Raw genomic sequence first — 20,551 nt, 5'->3', positions numbered from 1 at the left:
CTTGTATTGAATAAGCAAATTTATCGTTCTAATACTAATAGAGTAATTGGTGGAGTATGTGGCGGACTTGGTGAATATTTAGATATAAGTTCTGATATTGTGAGAGTTTTATGGGCCTTAATGACATTTGTTTCTGGTGGTTTTGGTTTTTTACTATATATATTATGTTTAGTATTAATTCCTCAGGCACCATTAGGATATCATCAAGAGCAGGGCTTTGATTTTAATAGTGGATTTAATAATACTTTAAATCTTAACAATAAAAAAACCAAAATTATATTAGGCGGTGCACTAATATGTATTGGAGTTATTCTTACTCTAAAAAAACTGTTTAATATTGATGATGTATTCATATACTCTATAGTTCTTATATTAGTTGGGGTATATATTATAGCCAAAGGAGGAAAAGAATAGTGAAGAAAAATAGCTTGTTTTTAGGTGTGTTTTTTATTTTTATAGGAGCTTTCTTACTATTAAATAATCTAAATCTTTTAAATTTTTCAGTATGGGGAGCTATTTCGGACTTATGGCCTTTAATCTTTGTAGTTTTCGGTGTACACTTAATATCTAATAAAACTTCTATAAGTTTAGTTACTTGGATAATTTTCTTTGCTATTATTATTCTATATGCTATATTCAAACAACATGGTGGTATGGTTATACAAAGAAATATGTTTTTCTAAAATAAAGAACCTCTTAATATTAAGTATAATATTAAGAGGTTTTCTTATTTTACTTTTCTACTATTGGAGATAATATTTCAAAGTTATTTACATCTACTAATCCTTTATCAGTAATTTTCCACTTTGGACTTGTTGACAACGATAAGAATGATAGATGCATAAATGGCCCGTGTATTTTAACTCCTAAGTCTTCTTTAGCTAATTTTTCAAGTTGAGATATCTTAGCACTTACTTCATGTCCGTCAAGTTCATCTGTTATAAGCCCTCCAACTGGTAATGCTAGTTCATCTATTACTTTTCCATCCTTAGCTAATGCGAGTCCTCCACCCATTTCTATAACTCTATTTATTGCTACAACTATATCTTCATGATTAGATCCTGTAGCTATTATATTATGAGTATCGTGACTTACTGATTCTGCAATAGCTCCTGATTTAAGTCCTATCCCAGTTACAAATGTTTTTCCTACATTACCTTTAGTTCTACCATGTCTTTCTATACATACTATCGGATTTACATCTTTGCTTAAATCTCCTACAACTATTCCGTTCTCTACTTTAAGTTCTACTTCTATTCCTCCAGTTAAATTTTCGTCAGGAATACATTCTATACATCTTGCTGTTACTCTATTCTTATCCGACTTTATAGTTATTTCATCCAAGCTCACAGGGCCTCTCTTAACAGAGTTTTTAACTGAGTCTGGATAAGTATATTTAGGTAGATCTATAAGAAGTTTACCATCCTTAGCTACTAGTTTTCCTCCCAAATAAACAGAATCTATTGTCATTTCATTCAAGTCATTTATTACAGCTATATCTGCAAGCTTTGCTGGTGCTAATACTCCTCTATCTTTAAATCCAAAGTAAGTAGCTGCATTTATAGTAGCCATTTGTATAGCTTCTATAGGATCTACACCTTCTTTTATTGTTCTTTGTACTATGTCGTCCATATGTCCTTTTGTTTCTAAGTCCGATGCAACCATATCATCTGTTGCTAGTATACATCTTCTTGAGTCATATCCTTCTTCTGTTACAGCTCTTATACATTCCGCCATGTTTCTTTGAGTAGAACCTTCTCTCATAAATAAATATACACCTTGATCTAACTTTTCCATAGCTTCCGCTTTAGTAGTAGTTTCATGATCAGAGCACTCTCCAGCACAAGCTACTATATGAGCTGCTAATTCTCTTCCAAACAATTCTGGTGCATTACCATCTACTATTTTTCCTATACTTGAAGCATATACTGATGATGCTACTAAGTCACTTACTATTTCTGGAGTATTTCTATATACATGTTTAGCATTACTAAATCCTTGGAACTCTCCAATACCTATTACATTTGGATAGTTTAGTAGATCATCCATATCATTTGAAGTTACATCTACTCCCGCTGTTTCAAGTGCAGGACAATCTGGTGTTAGTGCTGGTACTGGTAAATGAACATGGTTTGGAACAACGCTTGCCTCATCTGCCATAGCTTTCATTCCTATTGCCCCTAATACATTTCCAATCTCATGTGGATCTCCTATGAGTGTAGTAGTGCCTGATGGTATAGATAACCTTGAAAACTCTGTTATCGTAAGCATACTACTTTCAAAATGCATATGTGAATCTATAAATCCTGGTGATATATATTTTCCAGACACATCAACAACTTCTGTCTCCGGACCTATAAGTTCTTTACAATCTCCTACTAAGAGTATGTATTCTCCTTTTATGGCTATATCAGCTTTATATGTTTTTCTAGTTAGTACATTTACTACATTCCCATTGTTGAGTACCTTATCTGCAAATACCTTGTCACTCATAAGAACATCTATCATTTCTCTATAATCTACTGTTTTCTTTAAAGCTTTAGCATTTAACATATTTAATACTCCCCCTTATTTTTTTGTATTCTTGACTAATAGTAAATTTCAAACCTTTATTATAGCTATACTTTAAGTTTTGTAAATATAACTAAACATAGTTATAAAGTGAAATAAAAAATAACTAGTAGCCTTTTATTTGGTATAATTATATAATATCATACAATTTAAAAGTTACTAGTTATTTGTAGAATTTAAAATTTATATATTATTCTGCAACTACTTCTGTCCAGATTCTTTCATAATTTTTCACATAATCATCTAAGTCTATAAACACTTCTAGATTATTTAAGTCTTCTCCATTTGGATACAGCGCTTTATTTTCTATCACTTCTTTAGGTAGTTTCTTAACTGCTTCTGTATTTGGAGTTGCATATCCTATATATTCTGCATTTCTTTTTGCTACCTCTGGTCTACATAAGAAGTCAATGAACATTTCCGCTTCTTTTTTATGTTTTACTGTCTTAGGTATTACTATATTATCGAACCAATAGTTTGAACCTTCTTTTGGTATAGCATAGGCTAAGTTTGAGTTTTCTGTCATAGTATACCCAGCATCACCAGACCAAACTACCGACATAGCAGCTTCTTCATTTATCATCATGTCTTTTAATTCATCTCCAACATATGAATATACTAAAGGCTTTTGCTTTACAAGTTCTTGTTTTGCTTCTTCAAGTTCTTTATCATTAGTAGAATTCATTGAATATCCTAGTTTTTTTAGAGCAACTCCTAGAGAGTCTCTTTGAGAGTTTAACATAAGTATTTGCTCTTTATATTTTTCATCCCATAGTATATCCCAACTATCTACAGGCTCTTTTACCATATTTTTATTATAAAGTATCCCTACAGTTCCCCACATGTAAGGTACTGAATATTCGTTTTTAGGATCAAATGCTAGATTTTTAAATCTTTCATCTATATATTTATAATTTGGAACATTATTAAAGTCTATTTTCTCTAATAAATCTTCTTTAATCATTTTATCTATCATATAATCAGATGGAAAAAGCACGTCATAATTTACACCCTTTTTAACTTTTATATACATATCTTCATTTGTATCAAATCTATCGTAAATAACTTTTATTCCTGTTTCTTTTTCAAAGTCTTTCAATACTTCTGGGTCTATATAGTCTCCCCAGTTATATACATTTAAAGTAGTCTTTTCTTCTCCACATCCTACTGTCGCTATTCCAGTTAGTATTACTAATATTATTGCCAAAATACTTTTAAAACTTCTTTTCATGCTTAATTATCATCCCTTCTCTGTTTATATTCTCTCTTTTTTATCTTTTGTCGTTCTAAAGTTTATTATTAATAATAATCCTAATACAGCTAAAAACATTAATGTTGATAGTGCATTTATCATCGGATTTATACCTCTTCTTGCCATTGAATATATAGTTATTGATAAGTTTGAAACTCCATTGCCAGTAGTAAAGAAGCTAATAACAAAGTCATCTATGGAAAGTGTAAACGCCATAAGTGCACCAGTTATTATTCCTGGCATTATTTCTGGAAGTATTACTTTTCTAAAAGCATAAAGTGGCTTTGCTCCTAAATCCATAGCTGCCTCTGTTAGATGCTTATTTAGTTGTCTCAACTTAGGTAATACTGAAAGTATTACATATGGTATACAGAATGTCACATGAGCTAAAAGCAAACTTAAAAAGCCGAGCTCCATTTTCACAAACATAAACAATGTCATAAGTGCTACCCCTGTTACTATATCAGGGTTTAATATCGGCAAGTAATTTATATTAAGTGCTATCTTTTTATTTATTGATTTCATATCATATATTCCTATTGCTGCTAATGTACCTATTATTGTAGATATTATTGACGATAATCCTGCTATCAGTAATGTATAGTACAGTGATGTCATTATCTCTCTATTTTGAAGCAAGTCTTTATACCACTTTAACGTAAATCCTCCCCAATTTCCTCTGGACTTGGATTCGTTAAACGAGTATATCATTAGCACTACTATGGGTGCATATAGAAATATGAAGATTATGGCTGTATATATCTTTTCTAATCTTTTTTTTCCTACCATAGTCCACCATCTCCTTCTCTATCATTGTCATACTTAGCCGTTATACCCATAGCTATAAGTATCATCACCATCATGACAATAGATATAGCAGACCCAAAGTGCCAATCATCCGCAGCTAGGAACTGTCTTTCTACAAGATTTCCTATAAGTACATATTTTCCTCCACCAAGAAGTTTAGAGATTACAAATGTACTTACTGCTGGCATGAATACCATGGTAATTCCTGTTATAACTCCAGGTAAACTTAATGGGAAAATTACTTTTCTGAACGTATTTGCTTTATTCCCACCTAGGTCATAAGATGCTTCTATTAAACTGTCGTCTAGTTTTATTAATACTGAATATATTGGCAGTATCATAAATGGTAAGAAGTTATATATCATACCTAATAGCACTGCTCCATCGTTATACATTAAATTTAATGTAGGTAGCCCTATAAAGGATAAAAAGCTATTTATAATTCCATTTTTACTTAAGAGAGTCATCCATGCATATGTTCTTAATAAGAAGTTTATCCACATTGGTAAAATAAATAACAGTGATAGTATATTTCTTACTCTGGGCTCTTGTCTAGATAGAATAAGAGCCATAGGATATCCTAGTATTAAACATGCCACAGTTGACACTACAGCTAATATAACTGAGCGCTTAAGTATATTTAAATATAGTGGATCATAAAATCTTTTAAAATTATCTAATGTAATCTTTATTTTTCCAGCCTCAAGTGCACTTTCATCTGTTAAGCTGAAAAGTAATACTAACAAAAGTGGAACTATTATAAATATTAGCATCCATACTATATATGGATACGCTATAAAACTCTTTTTTTCATTCTACATTAACCTTCTTCATTACATGAATACTTTCTGGCGAAAAATTCATGCCTATAGTTTTTCCTACTTCTTCCATATCCGTACTATGGATTTTCCATTGGGTTTCTCTATCTCTAACCATCATTTCATAATGTACTCCCTTGAATGTCACTGTTTCTACTGTTCCTGTTAGCATACCTTGTTCTTTTTCTACTATTTTTATATCTTCTGGTCTTATAACTATATCTATATTTTCATTACCACCGAATCCGCTATCTACACATTTAAATTCAGTATCAGCAAACTTTACTAGAAAATCTTTTATCATTACGCCATCTATAATATTGCTCTCACCTATAAATTTAGCTACAAAAGCATTTTTAGGTTCATTGTATATATCAACTGGAGTTCCTACCTGTTGTATTTTTCCTTTATTCATTACAACTATAGTATCTGACATAGTTAGTGCTTCCTCTTGATCATGTGTTACATATATAAATGTTATACCTAGCCTTTTTTGCATTTCTTTTAGTTCAATTTGCATCTCTTTTCTCAGCTTTAAATCTAGTGCTGCTAATGGTTCGTCTAAAAGTAACACTTTTGGTTCATTTACTAAAGCTCTAGCTATTGCTATTCTTTGTTGCTGACCTCCACTTAAAGATGTAACAGCTCTATCTTCATAACCTTCTAAGTTTACTAGTTTTAACATCTTCTTTACTTTTTCTTTTATTTCTTTTTCTTGTACTTTCTTTATTCTTAATCCAAACGCTATATTTTCAAAAACATTCATATGTGGAAACAAAGCATATTTTTGAAATATAGTATTTATTTTTCTCTTATATGGAGGTACATCTTTCATGTCTTTACCTTCAATTATTATTTCTCCACTAGTAGGATATTCGAACCCTCCTATCATTCTAAGAGTTACAGTCTTTCCGCACCCACTAGGACCTAAAATAGTTAAAAATTCATTTTCTCTTACATAAAGATTAAGATTTTCTATAACTTCCATATTTCCAAACGACTTTGAAATATTTTTCAGGTCTATGATTAAGTTTTCTTCCATTTAAATCCTCCTTGCCTTTTAGAAACTAGGTGGTGTACTCACCCACAATACTTTTGCCTTTGCTTTTCCTGCATTTTCTATATAGTGATTCGCATGAGCTTTAAAGTAAAAACTTTCACCTTTCTTTACCTTGTATCTCTGACTTCCTATATATAGATATATGTTTCCGCTTAAAACATATCCGAATTCTTCCCCCTCATGAGGATAATCTTCTTTTGATTTCCCCCCTCCATCTAGTTCTATCATTATAGGTTCCATCTGATTTTTTTGGGCATTTGGTATTAACCACTGTAGTACATATTTTAGCTCTTCATTTTCCGTTTCAAAAACATCATCTTTAACAAAGACAATTTTTTCTTCTTGTATTTCATTGAAAAAATCTTTTAGATTTGTTCCTAATCCGTCCAAAATATCCACAAGTGTTGCTATAGATGGAGATGTTAAGTCTCTCTCTACTTGCGATATGAATCCTTTAGTAAGTTCACACCTATTCGCAAGTTCTTCCTGGGTCAGTGAGTGTTTCACTCTTAGACGCCTAATTTTCTCTCCGATTCTCACAAAAAATCCTCCCCATTTGTTGTCATTATATTAAACTTCCGGTTTATCATTACTAAACTCATGATTATTATATTAAAATACTTATAAAAAAGTCAACCCGTTTCTACAATTTTCTTTAAAATAAAACATTAAAATTTCTTACATATAATAAGGAAGCAATAAGTATAAAAAAGAGGTTGACTAGATATTGTCATCCTCTACTGTCCCTAACTGATAGTATCCACCCATCATGCCAGCTGCTACAAAGGCTAACATAACTCTCACTATTAACATTAATAATAGTTTTATAAGTGAATTTATGGTTTTTGTCTTATTCCTAAACATTTTTTGAATATTTAGAATATTGTCACTAATTATTTACCTATACCATCAGTTTCCTCTACAACTCTTATTATTCTTTTTACTATTGATGGAAATATTCCTTTAGCATTCATTGTAGGAGTTAATAACTTTTCATCAGATAAACACTTTCAATCATCTTTAGTATACCCTTTTTCATAACCTTATTCTCAATAACATCAGTTGTACTTTTTAATGCTAGTACTATTTAGTATTGAGAGTGTATTTGAAAGTTTTATTATATAATAGTATTTAAAAATAAAATTCCTATTAAAATTCTAAAAACCATAGTATATATTTCCTTTTATCATATCTATATCAAAGAATCTCTAGTTTCATTAGGTACCATTAGAATTTAACTCAAGTTAAAGACCTTTTTAAAACATCAAAAAGAACACCTCTTTTTATGTTTTCCACGAAGAAGTGTTCTACTGTAAATCCAAATCTTTTAATCAACTTATTTATAAAGTAGAATTTAACAATATCTTTTGTGAATATGTAAATATCTATATTCTAACCAAGCTCACTATTCTTTTCATGACAATAGTAGTTATAAGTAAAATTAGTGATACTATAACTATGCTTCCTCCAGGGGCTAAATCTAGATAAAATGAAATAAAAAGTCCAAGTATTACAGATATGAGTCCAAAAAGATTTGAATATATTAAAGCACTTTTAAAGCTTTTAGATATTTGTAAACTTGCTGCGACTGGTAGTGTCATAAGAGATGATACTAGAAGTATTCCTACTATTCTCATTGATAGTGTAATAGTTAATGCAACAAGAATTGAAAAGTATATATTTATCGCCTTTACTTTTATACCAGAAAATCTTGCACTTTCTTCATCAAATGTTATAGAGAAGAGACCCCTGTATAGAAATATAATAGAAATTAAGATTATACTTCCAAGTAGAGTTATAGTATACAAGTCTTTGTCCGTAACTAGTGCTATACTGCCAAATAAATACCCCATAATTCCATTAGTATTTCCTTTGTCTAAACTTATTAGTAAACTGGCTATACCGATCCCACCTGCAAGAACTATAGATAAAGCAAGTTCAGAATATTTAGCATAAGCTTTTCTTAGCTTTTCTATTCCAAGCGATGCTAATATAGAAACTATTATAGCTGTATATATAGGGTATACTCCCATGACCATTCCTAGTGCAACTCCTGCTAGTGCCACATGTGATATTGTATCTCCTACCATAGAGAATCTTCTTAAGACTAAAAATAGCCCTATAGTAGAACAATTCAAAGATACTATTATTCCTATTATTAATGCTCTCTGCATAAAGTCATATTGTAAAATATCCATAATAACCCCCTTTAATCTACCTTATACGCTATTCTTGATCTATGTTCTTTCGAAGTTAATACTTTGGCTTGTATTTATATTTGTACTTGCACTTGTGCTCGTATTTTTAATTTTTTGTTCTGTATCTTTCCATCCTCTATACAGAATATTTTATCGAGACTTTTCTCTACTCCTCTTACATCATGTGTAATCATAACTATAGTTAGTCTTAACTCTTTATTCAACTTATTCATAAGTGAATAAAAACTTTTTATAGATTCATCATCTAACCCTACAATAGGTTCATCCATAAATATAATATCAGGTTCATTTACTAAAAGTTTTGCTATAAATACTCTTTGTTGTTGTCCCCCAGATAGCTTTCCTATTAACTTATCTTTATAGCCCTGCATATTTACAATTTTCAGAACCTCATCTATCTTCTTTTTATGATTCTTATTTAATATTTTTAAAAATCCCATTTTAGAGTATAAATTAGCAGCTATAACTTCTTCTACTGTTGCTGGAAACTCTGTATTGAAGTTTCTAACTTGTTGAGATAGGTATCCTATATTTTTTTTAGATATGCTTATTGTTCCGCTATTAGGTTGCATTACACCTATTAGTAATTTTAAAAGAGTGCTTTTTCCCGATCCATTACCGCCTATTATTCCTACATATTCACCTTCGTTTATCTCTAAACTTATATCTTTTAGTATATCGTTTTTACCATAACCAAATTTTAGATTCTTAACTTTTACTACAACCTCAGACATTCTAATCCACCAATGCTTTCTTTAGATTTGCTAAGTTTTCCTCCATCAAATCTACATAGTCTATACCTTTATCAAATTGTTCCTTAGTAACTCCACCTATTGGATTTAGTACAAGCACTTCTAACTTAGCTTCTTTTGCTAACATTTCAACTGATTTAGGGCTTGTAAGAACTTCAAAGAATATATATTTTATATTTTTTTCTTTAGATACATTTATTAACTTTGCTAAAGTTTTAGGGCTTGGTTCTGAGTTAGGTGTTATTCCTGTAACAGCTATTTGTTCTAATCCATATCTATTAGCTAAGTATCCAAAGGCTTCGTGTGAAACTAGTATAGTATTATCCTTTTTGTTCTTTAATGTCTCCGTATATTTATTATCTAAGCTTTTCAATTTTTCTGATAATTCTAAGTAGTTTTTTTCGTAAACTTCTTGATTTTCTTTATCTAGTTTTATTAATTCTTCCTTTACTTTTTTCCCTATTTTATCTAGATTCAATGGATTTAGCCATATATGAGGATCTTTTTCTCCATGATCATGTTCATGTTCTTCATGCTCTTCACTTTCCTCTATATTTAAAAGCTCTACATAGTCACTTCCATTTATTATATCTTTATCTTTATTTTTTAGATTATTTGATATTTTTTCTCCCCAGCTTTCCATTCCTGATCCATTATATATAAATAAGTCTATTTGTTCTAAGTCTTTTATTTCTTTAAGAGAAACTTCATATTCATGAGGGTCTACCCCTGCAGGAACTAATAGATTTAAGTCTATTTTATCTTTTCCTATTTCATTAGCTACATAATACATTGGATATGTGCTTGCCGTTACCTTAATTTTATCATTTTTAATATTTTCATTCTCTATATCATTAGAAGACTTTTCACTAGTACATCCAGCTAACAATAAAATTAGTGATGTTAGTAGTAAGAATACTCTTTTTTTCATTCATACCCCTCCCTCTACAATGTATTCATTTCCATTTTTTCTATTCCTATACAGGACATAAAAGTCGTTATCAACTTTTAGATAACGACTTTTATAAGTTTACCAGCTTCCGCCGGCTCCACCTCCACCTGAAGATCCTCCGCCTCCGCGGCTACCACCAGAGCCACCTCCGAAACCACCGCCTCCAAAGCCTCCACCTCTACCATTCCCACTAAATATTACTCTTAAAATCATAATTGTAAGCGTTCCTCTAAATAGAGTAAAATCAATTATAAGAAATATAAATATTGGAATTATTATAAATATATTTGGCATGGTTCTACTTTGATTTGGCATTTCTTGTGGCTCTACACCTTCTATAGATATTTCATACTCATTAGTAATATATCCTAGTATTGCATTGAAACCATTTAGTATTCCTTCATCATAATCCTCTGACTTAAAGTACGGAGTAATATATTTATCTCTTATTTCACCCGCTCTACCGTCAGTTATAGCTCCTTCAAGTCCATATCCAACTTCTATTTTTAACTCTCTCTCATTAGGAGCTATTAAAAGAAGAATACCATTATTTTTTTCCTTACTACCTATTTTCCATTTTCTAAAAAGTTCTGTCGCATATTCTTCTTTAGATCTATCTTGCAGAGAGTTGACCACAGCGACCACGACCTGTGCCCCGGTTTTATCATATAACTCTTTATTTACACTTACTATGTGCTTTTCTGTATCTTTACTTATGACTCCTACTTCATCATATACATAAAAGTCATAGCTTCGCTTTGGTAGCTTTAAATCTTCTCCATATGCTAAAGTCACAACACTTAAGAGTACTAAGGTTATTAAAAATATATTTAATAATCTTGAATTTTTTATTTTCATTTAATTACACACCCTTAAAATTCTACTTTTGGTGTCTCTTTATCTTTTTCCTGTACTTCAAAGTATTCTGCTTCTTCAAATCCAAACATACCTGCAATTATACGCGTTGGAAAGCTTTTAATTTTCGTATTAAATTCTTTTACAGAACTATTATAATCTTGTCTTGCAACCGTAATTCTATTCTCTGTTCCAGCTAACTCATCTTGAAGTCTAATAAAGTTTTGGTCAGATTTTAGCTCTGGATATCTTTCAACTACTACATTTAATCTAGATAATGCTGTATTAAGTTGATCATTAGCTTGAGCCATTTCACCTGGTGTTTTAGCTTTTTCTAATCCGCTTCTTGCTTCAGTAACTCCTATTAATACATCTTTCTCTTGTTGTGCAAATCCTTTAACTGTGTTTACTAAATTCGGAATTAAATCCGCTCTTCTTTTTAGTTGGTTTTCTACTTGTGCCCATTGAGCGCTAGTAGTTTCATCTAATTGTACTAAGTTATTATAGCTTGATGCTAATACTCCACCACATAACAGAACAATTGCCAATATAATTATCAATGGTATTGAAATTTTTTTCATTTATCTCTTCCCCCTTCTAAATAATAGTTAATCCTTATCTATTTTAGTCCTTAATTTAGGGTATTGTTACTTCATAGTGCTATTGTTTTATATTGTAAATCTCCATATTTTCTATTGCATCATTTATCAATTCTTCTGTGTTTAAAGCTTCTTCTGATTTTTCTATATCTTCTACTTCTGGTCTTGTTACCGGATGCTTTGGTAAGAATACTGTACAGCAGTCTTCAAAAGGTTGTATAGAAGTTTCAAATGTTTCTATATCTTGTGCTATTTCAGTTATATCTACTTTATCCATTCCTATTAATGGTCTAAATACTGGAATTTCTACTGATGAATTTGTAACAGTTAAGCCTTTTATAGTTTGACTGGCTACCTGACCGAGACTCTCTCCAGTTATTAGCGCATCTAGTCCATTTTTCTTAGCTATAGACTCTGCTATTCTCATCATAAATCTTCTCGAAATTAAAGTCATTTCTTTTTCTGGACAATTTTTATTAATTTCCTTTTGAATATTTAATAAATTAACACTATAAACAGTTATATTTCCACAATATCTTGATAATATACCTGCTAAGTCTTTAACCTTTTCCTCTGATCTCTCGCTTGTAAACGGATAACTATGGAAATGTACTGCATCTATTCCTAGTCCTCTTTTTGCCATCATAAAGCCAGCTACAGGACTATCTATACCCCCAGATAGAAGTAATAAACCTCTGCCATTAGTTCCTATTGGTAATCCACCGTATGCTTTTATTTTTCTGGTATATATATAGCATTTCTTTCTTATATCTATATTTAAAACTATATCTGGTTTATGAACATCTACAGTTACATCCTCAACATTTTCTAAAAGGTATCCACCTATTTCTCTAGATATCTCTGGTGATTTCATAGGGAAGTTTTTGTCCGCTCTTTTAGTTTCAACTTTATAAGTTCTATTTTTACTTTCTTCTAAGGCTTCTTTTAATGCTAATATAGCATATTTTTTAACCTCTTCCATATCCTCATTCTTTTCTATTCTAAGACATGGACTTACATAAACTATACCAAATACCTTTTTTATTCTATTCATTGCATTTTCCATAGAGCTTTCAGCTATTTCTATATATACTTTACCTTGCTCTTTATATATTTTAGACTCGCCTAAGTCTTTTATTACACTTCTTATGTTTTTTATTAATTTATCTTCAAAATATGACTTGTTTAATCCTTTTAACGCAATTTCTCCAAAACTAACACTTATAACTCTTTCCATTTTATCACCTCATAGTAATTTTTCTTATATCTTCTACCGCATATTTTAATTTTTCTACCACATAATCTAGTTCTTCAAAAGTATTGTTATATGAGAAACTAAATCTTACTGCACCATCTATTTCTTTATTACTTAATCCTATAGCTACTAATACATGGCTCTTTCCTTTTCCTTTAGAAGAGCATGCTGAGGACGTTGATACGTAGATACCACTATCTTCTAAGTAGTGAATTAAAACTTCACCTCTTACTCCAATAAATGAGATATTAATAATATGTGGTGTTCCTAAGTCGTCTAAAAAACTATTTATTTTTATATTTTCTATATTACCCTTAACCTTCTCATAAAAATAGTTTTTAAGCTCTAATATTTTTTCTTTCTCTTGTTTAAAGTTTTTTTCTAATATTTCTACTGCTTTTCCTAATCCTATTATACCTGGTACATTTTCTGTCCCTGATCTAAGACCTTTTTCTTGTTCTCCTCCAAAAGCTATACTTTCTAAGTTTAATCCTTTTTTTATAAAAATTCCACCAATTCCTTTAGGTCCATGTACTTTATGTCCACTAAATGTAAAAGCATCTATTCCTAGTTTATTTATGTCTATATCTATTTTACCAAAAGCTTGTACACCGTCTACGTGTAATTTTACATTTTTATTCTTAGAATTTATTATATTTCTTATTTTCTCAATTGGTTGTATAGTTCCTATTTCATTATTTACAGACATAACAGATAATAGTATAGTTTTATTCGTTATACTTTCTTCTAATTGTTCTAAGTTCAATACACCGTTTTCGTCGACATCTAAGTATGTCACATCATATCCTTTTTCCTGATAATGTTTAAACACATTTAGTACGGATGGATGCTCTATTTTAGTAGTAATTATATGTTTTCCATTTCTAGAAAATTTATTTACTATACTTTGAATTGCTATATTATTAGATTCTGTTCCTCCTGAGGTAAAAGTTATTTCCTCTTTCCTTACTTTTAAAAAGTCAGCTATTATTTTTCTTGATGCTTCTATTTTCTTCTCTACTTCAAGTCCCATTCTGTGAAGTGAAGATGGGTTTCCATATTCATCCTTTAGCATAAGTATCATCTCATTTATTACTTCATCTCTTGGTTTTGTAGTAGCACTATTGTCTAAATATACTTTCAAAAAATCACTCCTATTTCTAAATTTCTAAATTGAAACTTAGACTTAATACAACTATTATACTATAATGATTATATCCAACTTTAATAAAAGTTACAAAATAAACTGTAGTTTTTTATATTTTATTTTAATATTTTAAATATATTTAGAACTTTTTAAAAAAACTTCTATAAAAGGCTTGCATCCTGTGTCGCTTTTTGCTATAATTTGTTTGTGGTTATCCCCCTGGTAACCTCAAATGAGATCTCTATTCCCAATACCCCTTTTGAACGGTTTTATTTTGCGACTCATTGGAGAGTGAGTCTGCAAACAAAAAAAGACTCCCGCTGAGTCTTTTTTTTGTTGTCAAATTCTTGTTCCAAAAGGATTTCTTCTCCTATTTATATACTTTTCTATTTCATGAATCTTTTCTTCTAAATATTTTGTTTCTGCAACATCCGTATTATTTTCTAGTTTCCTTATTCTTCTTTCAATACTTTCTAATACTTTTTCTAGTTCTATAATTCTACTTTCTAATTCTCTAGAAACACTCATTTCACTCACATCCTCTTCTACATAATTTTTTTGTGGATAATCTTCTCTAAAATAATAATCTTCCATATAATCATCTATATGATCTTCTTGGCTAGTAAAATCTTCTTTTTTTTTAGGTTCTTCTACTGCTTTTTCTAATTCTCCAAACCCTAAGAAAGTTAAGTTTGGATAAGTTCTTCCAAATGAATAATTCATGATATAGTTTTTTCGTAATTTTTCTTCATTAGTAATAAACTTATATCTAACAAAGTTTACTTCTTTTGATTCTTTCCATAAATATGGATTACTCCAAGTCTCTCCTTCATCTAAAGAGTAGCTACTCATCACATTATCATATTCTGTCCATACATTCCAAAGTGTCTCATTTTCATATATCAAAGTAGGATAAGTACAGTTAGCTAAGTTAGATAATACATTATAAGACACCTCTTCAATTTTATCTGGATGTACTTTTATCTTTTTATGTTTTATAGTTAGATTTTCATTTTCATATTCACTATATGTTATATGTAGATAACCTCTTAGTTCCAGAATATCTAAATATAATTTTGAACTATTATCATTTGTAATATGGATAGATTCTTCCCATGCACCTCGATTTATGTCGAATACTTTTAAAAATATCTCCTCCGTATAATCTCCTAAATCATAATATACTAATATTATTTTTTCACCATCTATTAATAGTTCAAATGGATTTACTATTTTATTTTTATATATTCCCTCGATAGTAGTTGTATTCCATTTATTATCTTCATAGTAGTGATGATATATATTTAGTATTCTTTCATCTTCTATTGACTGTTCATGATAAAATATATGTAGTGTATTGTTATTCGTCAGTATTTTCAAATTATATATATTTCCCCTTGTTTCTTCAATCAACTCACTTTCTGTCCAATCATAACCATTAAATGAATATATTGAAATACTTAGATTTTCTTTTTGACAAACTAAATATATAATGTCTTCTTCATTTATTGATACATCATATTCTAATATTTTATTATCTACAACAGTTTCTTTTGCAGCTTTACCATTAGTTCTATCATAGATTACTACTTCTATTCCTTTATCGGTATGTTGAAAATTATATATACTTCCCGTTCTATCCGTAATCAATGAGTTGTCTAGATTTAAAAACGACATATATACACCTCCATTATTAAATATTATTTATGCTAAGTTACTATTATGACAATTATAAGTACTTATGTAACAGTTTTATTCACTGAGAATATATTAAGATTAAGAGTAGTTAGTTATTATTCACTTATTACTACTATTCATAATTTAAAGGAGGTATGTATTTATGAGTTGTGGAAGAAAAGATGATTGTGAAAGAAGAGAAGATCGTGATAAAAGAGATAACTGTGGAAGAAGAAGTGGTTGTGGCAGAAGAGAAAGACCTATTGGGATAGGTTTACCTAGAAATTGCTGTACTGCTAATACTGGCTGTAGTTTTGATGGTAATTTAAGAAGAGTTAAGGCTGAGCCAATTTATGTTCAAAAAGTTTATGATACAGCACTATTCAACTTACAAGGACTTAGAACTGTTGCTGATCAACACTTTTCACCTAATATTGGAAGAAATGCTCGTATCGTGAGAGTATTAGATATAAGATGTAAAAAGTTTTTTAACCCTAATAATATTGACGATCCAAAGAACCTAGTGATAGGCCAGGATACAACACTTTCAGGTGCTCAGTTTGTCAAAGATTGTAAGGGCGATGATGTAACAGTTGTAGGACCAGACGGACTATGTAGTGAAAAGCTTGTATTTGCGGATACTCAATTCTGTGATGATAGATGTGAAGGTACTCCTATATTTGGTACACAAAAACTAACTGTTACTGGAGATGTTGTAGTTGAGATTGACGTTGAAGTTTGTGATGACTGCGATAAGAGATGTGATGTTACTCTAAGAGGAGTTATTCCAATAGGAACAATGAGAAATCCTCTAGTTTTAACTAATTTCTTCGAACTTTGTATTCCTTCAGTTGAAGATGGAGCATTTTTACCAAGATTTACTGAAATTTGCAATGCAGACTGTGAACCAAGATTAGCTACTAATAATATAAGAAGAGATATACGTGTAGATAGAGATGGAGATGTAAGAGTAAACTTAATGATTTCTATCTGTATTACTTGTGAAAAGAAAATAGTAGTTCCTGTTCAACTTTGTGTTTTATCTACAGGTTTCCCTGAACTTTCTCCAGAAATTGCTCCTATATGTGAGTCATTCCCTACACTGTTCCCAAATCAAATTGATGAGGAAAGTATAAGAGAATGTAAAAGAGAACAAGAAAGAGAAGAATGTAGAAGAGAAAGAGAACGTGAAAGAGAACGTGAGGAAGAGTGCGAAAGAGAAAGAGAACGTGAAAGAGAATGTGAAAGAGAACGTGAAAGAGAACGTGAAAGAGAAAGAGATAGCAAAAGAAGATGTGGTTCTAGACATGGTCACAGAAACTTTGCCTTATCTGAAGAATCAGATACATCTGATATAGCTGATGATTCTGAAGACGATTTATAATAAAAGAGTCTCAATTGAGACTCTTTTTTACATATTTATTCATTTAGGCTAAATTTCTTTTTCTATTTGATACCCCGTTAGTCCATTTTCCACACTTATCTCCATATCTAGCAATTATACAATCTTCTTCTACTATCTCTATGACCTCACATATATTTGCGCAGTCACCACAATCTATACCTTTTACTTTATATTCATTATTGGCTATGTTTATTCCTTTAAAATTAGTTTTTCCTTTATCTTTTACTTCTTCTTTGGCTAATATTGCAACTCCTATCGCTCCCATTACATCAAAATTCTTAGGCACTACAATTTCCAATCCTAATGCATCCTCAAAAGCTTTTTTTATTCCCTCATTAGCAGCTACTCCTCCTTGGAACGCTACTTTATCTAAGATTTCTTTTCCTTTACCTACATTACTTAAATAGTTTCTAACTAAAGCTTCACAAAGACCTCTTATTATATCTTGTTGATTATGGCCTAGTTGTTGTTTGTGTATCATATCTGATTCTGCAAATACTGCACATCTTCCTGCTATTCTTACTGGATTTTCTGATATTAGTGCTAATTTTCCAAAGTCACTTATATCTACTCCTAGTCTTGATGCTTGCCTATCTAGAAACGAACCAGTTCCAGCAGCACAAACTGTATTCATTGCAAAGTCTGTAACTATACCGTCTTTAATAATTATTATCTTTGAATCTTGGCCTCCAATTTCCAGTATAGTCTTTACATCTTCTACACTATCAATTGCAGACACTGCATGGGCTGTAATTTCATTTTTTACTATGTCTGCACCTAATATCATGCTTGCTAAATGTCTACCGCTTCCTGTGGCTCCTACGCCCTTTATTTCAATTTCTCCTAAATCATCAATTATCTCTTTCATTCCTGTTTGTAGAGCATCTATAGGTTTTCCTTGAGTTCTTAAATACTTTTTATATATAACTTCATTATTTTCATTTATAAGAATTAAGTTTGTGCTAACTGAGCCTACGTCAACTCCCAAGTAATAACTTTTCATTTTCTTTCTCATCCCTTCTTTTTTTAAGTAAATCTGTAAATGCTTCTAACCTAGTTAAGTACCCTGCTTCACCTGTCATTTCATCTATGACTAGCGTTAAAATAGGTATATCTAAGTCTTTTTGAACAGTAGGTAATATACTTTCCGCTACTATTTCTGGCATACATGCAAGTGGTAATAATTGAACTAATCCATCATATCCCTCTTTAGCATACATTATTGCAGTTCCAATAGTTTCTCTACCATGTCCTCCTACTAAAGTGTCTAGATAAGGAGATGCTTCTTTAAATATTTGCTTTTGTGTTTTAGACCCAAATGGAAGTGAATATAAGTGAAATTCTGCCCACCTACTAGGAGTCCATGCTTTTTCCACCTCAATGCCTAGATATCCGAGTTTCTTTTCAATCTCTAAATTTACAAAAGGTTCTATAACAGTGTATATTTCTCCTATTATCCCTATTTTTAATGGATTAAAGTTTTTATCAATTTTTATATCTTTTAAATCTTCTTTACTTTTTCTTATTAGTTTTAATATTTCATCTACCCCGTGTACATTCTCTATCTCTTTATAAAATCTGTCTATAACTATATCTACTTCAATTTTATTTAGAGCCCTTGCTCTTATTTTGTTAGAAAAATCTATTAAATCATCTGACTCATATAGCACCGATTTAACTCTATAACCACTTCTAATAATCTTAAATATATTCTTAGTATTGGTTGCTGTAGCTATACTTTTTATCAAATCTTTAGGTGATTCTCTAAACGGCTCAAAAGTTATCACCTTTGCATCATATCCCAGTTCTTTTAATATTTCTTGTTCCATAGTGGGGTAAAATCCAAATCTACAAGGTCCACAACTTCCTGTAATAACTACCGTGTCTGCACCTTTCTCTATACTTTCAATATAGTTTCCTATATTGATTTTTAATGGTAAGCATATGGTTTCTGGAGAATATTTAGTTCCTATTTCTAAAGTTCTCTTACTGCATATAGGTGGTAATACTACCTCGTTTCCCAGATCTTCAAATAATGCTTTAGCTGCTATATATGCATTACCCATGTGTGGAAATGTTATTTTCATTTTTAACCCTCCATCCTATCATATCTGTAAAGGCCTCTATTCTAGTGTTGACACCAGCCTGACCACTGTGCTCATCAATTGTCAATAGTGTAAATGGAACATTAAGTTCATTAGCTTTTCTTCTAACCATATCTTCTAATATAGAATCTAACCCACATCCAAATGCGGAAATGTATACAATTCCATCTACCTTTTTTTCATACATAACACTAAAACTTGAACCAACTATTCGTCTTCCAAATGTCCAGAACATTCTTTTAGGAAGCATCTTACAATAATGATTTGATTTTTCTACTTCTATCATTTCTGGAGTTAACACATTTATATTTTCATCTCTTAACTTGTTTATAGTATCCATATTTATATAGTTGTCATATATGTTATATGGATGTCCAAGAACCATGATATTTAAGTTGTTTTCATCGTTTATCTTTTCTTCATTATAAGAATTTTTATATAAGTTAAATGCTTCTATTGGTGTGTATCCACTTTGAAGTAATCCCTTATAGTTGTTATATCTTTTAAGAGCGTTATTATATGCTCTTATTATTTTTAATGGATTTCTAGTAAAATATTTACCAGTCTCTAATACACTTATCAATATATTGTTTTTTGATTTTAGTAAATCTATTTTTACGTCTATTATTTCTGGTAAACCTTCTATAGAGTTTTTTATCATATCTGGCAGTCCTAATATCTTAGGACAAGTGTATTCTCTTTTATATACACTAATTATTTTAGGAATAAATATATAGTCTACTCTATTTTTTAAATCTTCAACATGACCATGAAATACTTTTACTGGTAAGCATGCTTCATCTACAGATGATGAAACACCTTTATTTAGTATTTCTTTATTAGTATTAGAAGAAACTATAACTTTAGCTCCTAATTCCTCAAAGAATTCTTTCCATAGTGGATAGTAATCATAATACATAAGTCCTCTTGGGATACCAACTTTAATCAAGTCATCTCCTCCAATCATCAGTTAATCTTTATACTTTATCTATTATTAACATCTTTTTGGAAAGTATAACCTTAATATCTTATTTCTTTACATAAAAAAACAAGGGGTTATGTTTAGTCCCTTGTTTT

20 protein-coding genes are annotated in these 20,551 nt (G+C 30.4%); 3 read left to right on the top strand and 17 right to left on the bottom strand.

The annotated features are described in order from the left end of the window. Positions 1 to 6: 6 nt before the first annotated feature. Positions 7 to 414: a PspC domain-containing protein gene (locus CURI_RS04845; RefSeq protein ID WP_014967111.1), complete on the top strand. Its 408-nt coding sequence runs from the start codon at positions 7 to 9 to the stop codon at positions 412 to 414. Next, positions 414 to 683, top strand: coding sequence for a LiaI-LiaF-like domain-containing protein (locus tag CURI_RS04840; protein ID WP_014967110.1), 270 nt, complete (start codon positions 414 to 416; stop codon positions 681 to 683). The genes CURI_RS04845 and CURI_RS04840 overlap by 1 nt, the downstream gene beginning before the upstream one ends. Before the next feature lie 49 nt (positions 684 to 732). Here the strand turns inward: CURI_RS04840 and CURI_RS04835 are convergent, their stop codons facing one another. From CURI_RS04835 to CURI_RS04770, 14 genes are all read right to left on the bottom strand, one after another. Continuing rightward, on the bottom strand, positions 733 to 2,553 hold the full coding sequence (locus CURI_RS04835) for an adenine deaminase (RefSeq protein ID WP_014967109.1): 1,821 nt from the start codon (positions 2,551 to 2,553) through the stop codon (positions 733 to 735). 208 nt (positions 2,554 to 2,761) lie between these two features. Then, entirely contained in the window at positions 2,762 to 3,802 is a 1,041-nt protein-coding gene (locus CURI_RS04830) for an ABC transporter substrate-binding protein (RefSeq protein WP_014967108.1), read from the bottom strand. 24 nt (positions 3,803 to 3,826) lie between these two features. After that, the gene (locus CURI_RS04825; protein ID WP_014967107.1) at positions 3,827 to 4,612 is read right to left on the bottom strand and encodes an ABC transporter permease; all 786 of its coding nucleotides are present in this window, start codon (positions 4,610 to 4,612) and stop codon (positions 3,827 to 3,829) included. After that, a complete protein-coding gene (locus CURI_RS04820) occupies positions 4,606 to 5,403 on the bottom strand; it encodes an ABC transporter permease (protein WP_014967106.1) in 798 nt (265 codons plus the stop codon). Before CURI_RS04820 ends, CURI_RS04825 begins: the two co-directional genes overlap by 7 nt. A 37-nt stretch (positions 5,404 to 5,440) precedes the next feature. Further along, positions 5,441 to 6,490, bottom strand: a complete 1,050-nt coding sequence (gene potA, locus CURI_RS04815; protein ID WP_014967105.1) for a spermidine/putrescine ABC transporter ATP-binding protein — start codon at positions 6,488 to 6,490, stop codon at positions 5,441 to 5,443. 18 nt (positions 6,491 to 6,508) lie between these two features. Beyond that, entirely contained in the window at positions 6,509 to 7,048 is a 540-nt protein-coding gene (locus tag CURI_RS04810; RefSeq protein ID WP_014967104.1) for a helix-turn-helix domain-containing protein, read from the bottom strand. An 845-nt stretch (positions 7,049 to 7,893) separates the two neighbouring features. Next, positions 7,894 to 8,706 (bottom strand): metal ABC transporter permease, encoded by an 813-nt coding sequence (locus CURI_RS04805; RefSeq protein WP_014967102.1) that lies wholly within the window; start codon positions 8,704 to 8,706, stop codon positions 7,894 to 7,896. 74 nt (positions 8,707 to 8,780) lie between these two features. Continuing rightward, on the bottom strand, positions 8,781 to 9,461 hold the full coding sequence (locus tag CURI_RS04800) for a metal ABC transporter ATP-binding protein (protein ID WP_014967101.1): 681 nt from the start codon (positions 9,459 to 9,461) through the stop codon (positions 8,781 to 8,783). 1 nt (position 9,462) lies between these two features. Then, positions 9,463 to 10,410, bottom strand: coding sequence for a metal ABC transporter substrate-binding protein (locus CURI_RS04795; protein ID WP_014967100.1), 948 nt, complete (start codon positions 10,408 to 10,410; stop codon positions 9,463 to 9,465). A 99-nt stretch (positions 10,411 to 10,509) separates the two neighbouring features. After that, on the bottom strand, positions 10,510 to 11,289 hold the full coding sequence (locus CURI_RS04790) for a TPM domain-containing protein (RefSeq protein WP_014967099.1): 780 nt from the start codon (positions 11,287 to 11,289) through the stop codon (positions 10,510 to 10,512). A gap of 14 nt (positions 11,290 to 11,303) precedes the next feature. Continuing rightward, positions 11,304 to 11,867, bottom strand: a complete 564-nt coding sequence (locus tag CURI_RS04785) for a LemA family protein (RefSeq protein WP_014967098.1) — start codon at positions 11,865 to 11,867, stop codon at positions 11,304 to 11,306. Positions 11,868 to 11,946: 79 nt separating this feature from the next. Next, the gene (gene thiI, locus CURI_RS04780) at positions 11,947 to 13,122 is read right to left on the bottom strand and encodes a tRNA uracil 4-sulfurtransferase ThiI (protein ID WP_014967097.1); all 1,176 of its coding nucleotides are present in this window, start codon (positions 13,120 to 13,122) and stop codon (positions 11,947 to 11,949) included. Positions 13,123 to 13,126: 4 nt separating this feature from the next. Further along, on the bottom strand, positions 13,127 to 14,284 hold the full coding sequence (locus tag CURI_RS04775; protein WP_014967096.1) for a cysteine desulfurase family protein: 1,158 nt from the start codon (positions 14,282 to 14,284) through the stop codon (positions 13,127 to 13,129). Between the two features lie 342 nt (positions 14,285 to 14,626). Then, the gene (locus tag CURI_RS04770; protein ID WP_014967095.1) at positions 14,627 to 15,964 is read right to left on the bottom strand and encodes a hypothetical protein; all 1,338 of its coding nucleotides are present in this window, start codon (positions 15,962 to 15,964) and stop codon (positions 14,627 to 14,629) included. Between the two features lie 163 nt (positions 15,965 to 16,127). Between CURI_RS04770 and CURI_RS04765 the strand changes: the two genes are divergently transcribed. Beyond that, positions 16,128 to 17,348 carry a hypothetical protein gene (locus CURI_RS04765; protein ID WP_014967094.1) on the top strand — a complete coding sequence of 407 codons (1,221 nt, stop codon included), beginning with the start codon at positions 16,128 to 16,130 and terminating at the stop codon, positions 17,346 to 17,348. Positions 17,349 to 17,391: 43 nt separating this feature from the next. On the opposite strand, the gene CURI_RS04755 is transcribed toward CURI_RS04765, so the two are convergent. The 3 genes from CURI_RS04755 to CURI_RS04745 are packed head-to-tail and all read right to left on the bottom strand — an operon-like array spanning position 17,392 to position 20,423. After that, complete coding sequence (locus tag CURI_RS04755) at positions 17,392 to 18,372, bottom strand: acyl-CoA dehydratase activase (protein WP_014967093.1); 981 nt, start codon at positions 18,370 to 18,372, stop codon at positions 17,392 to 17,394. Beyond that, positions 18,347 to 19,456, bottom strand: a complete 1,110-nt coding sequence (locus tag CURI_RS04750; RefSeq protein ID WP_014967092.1) for an acyl-CoA dehydratase activase-related protein — start codon at positions 19,454 to 19,456, stop codon at positions 18,347 to 18,349. Before CURI_RS04750 ends, CURI_RS04755 begins: the two co-directional genes overlap by 26 nt. Beyond that, a complete protein-coding gene (locus tag CURI_RS04745) occupies positions 19,428 to 20,423 on the bottom strand; it encodes an acyl-CoA dehydratase activase-related protein (protein ID WP_228370455.1) in 996 nt (331 codons plus the stop codon). The genes CURI_RS04750 and CURI_RS04745 overlap by 29 nt, the downstream gene beginning before the upstream one ends. Positions 20,424 to 20,551: the final 128 nt, after the last annotated feature.

The sequence above is a fragment of the Gottschalkia acidurici 9a genome (assembly GCF_000299355.1).
GTDB lineage: Bacteria > Bacillota > Clostridia > Tissierellales > Gottschalkiaceae > Gottschalkia > Gottschalkia acidurici.
Note: the sequence above shows the minus strand (reverse complement) of the source record. Positions and strands in the feature narration are given on the sequence as shown.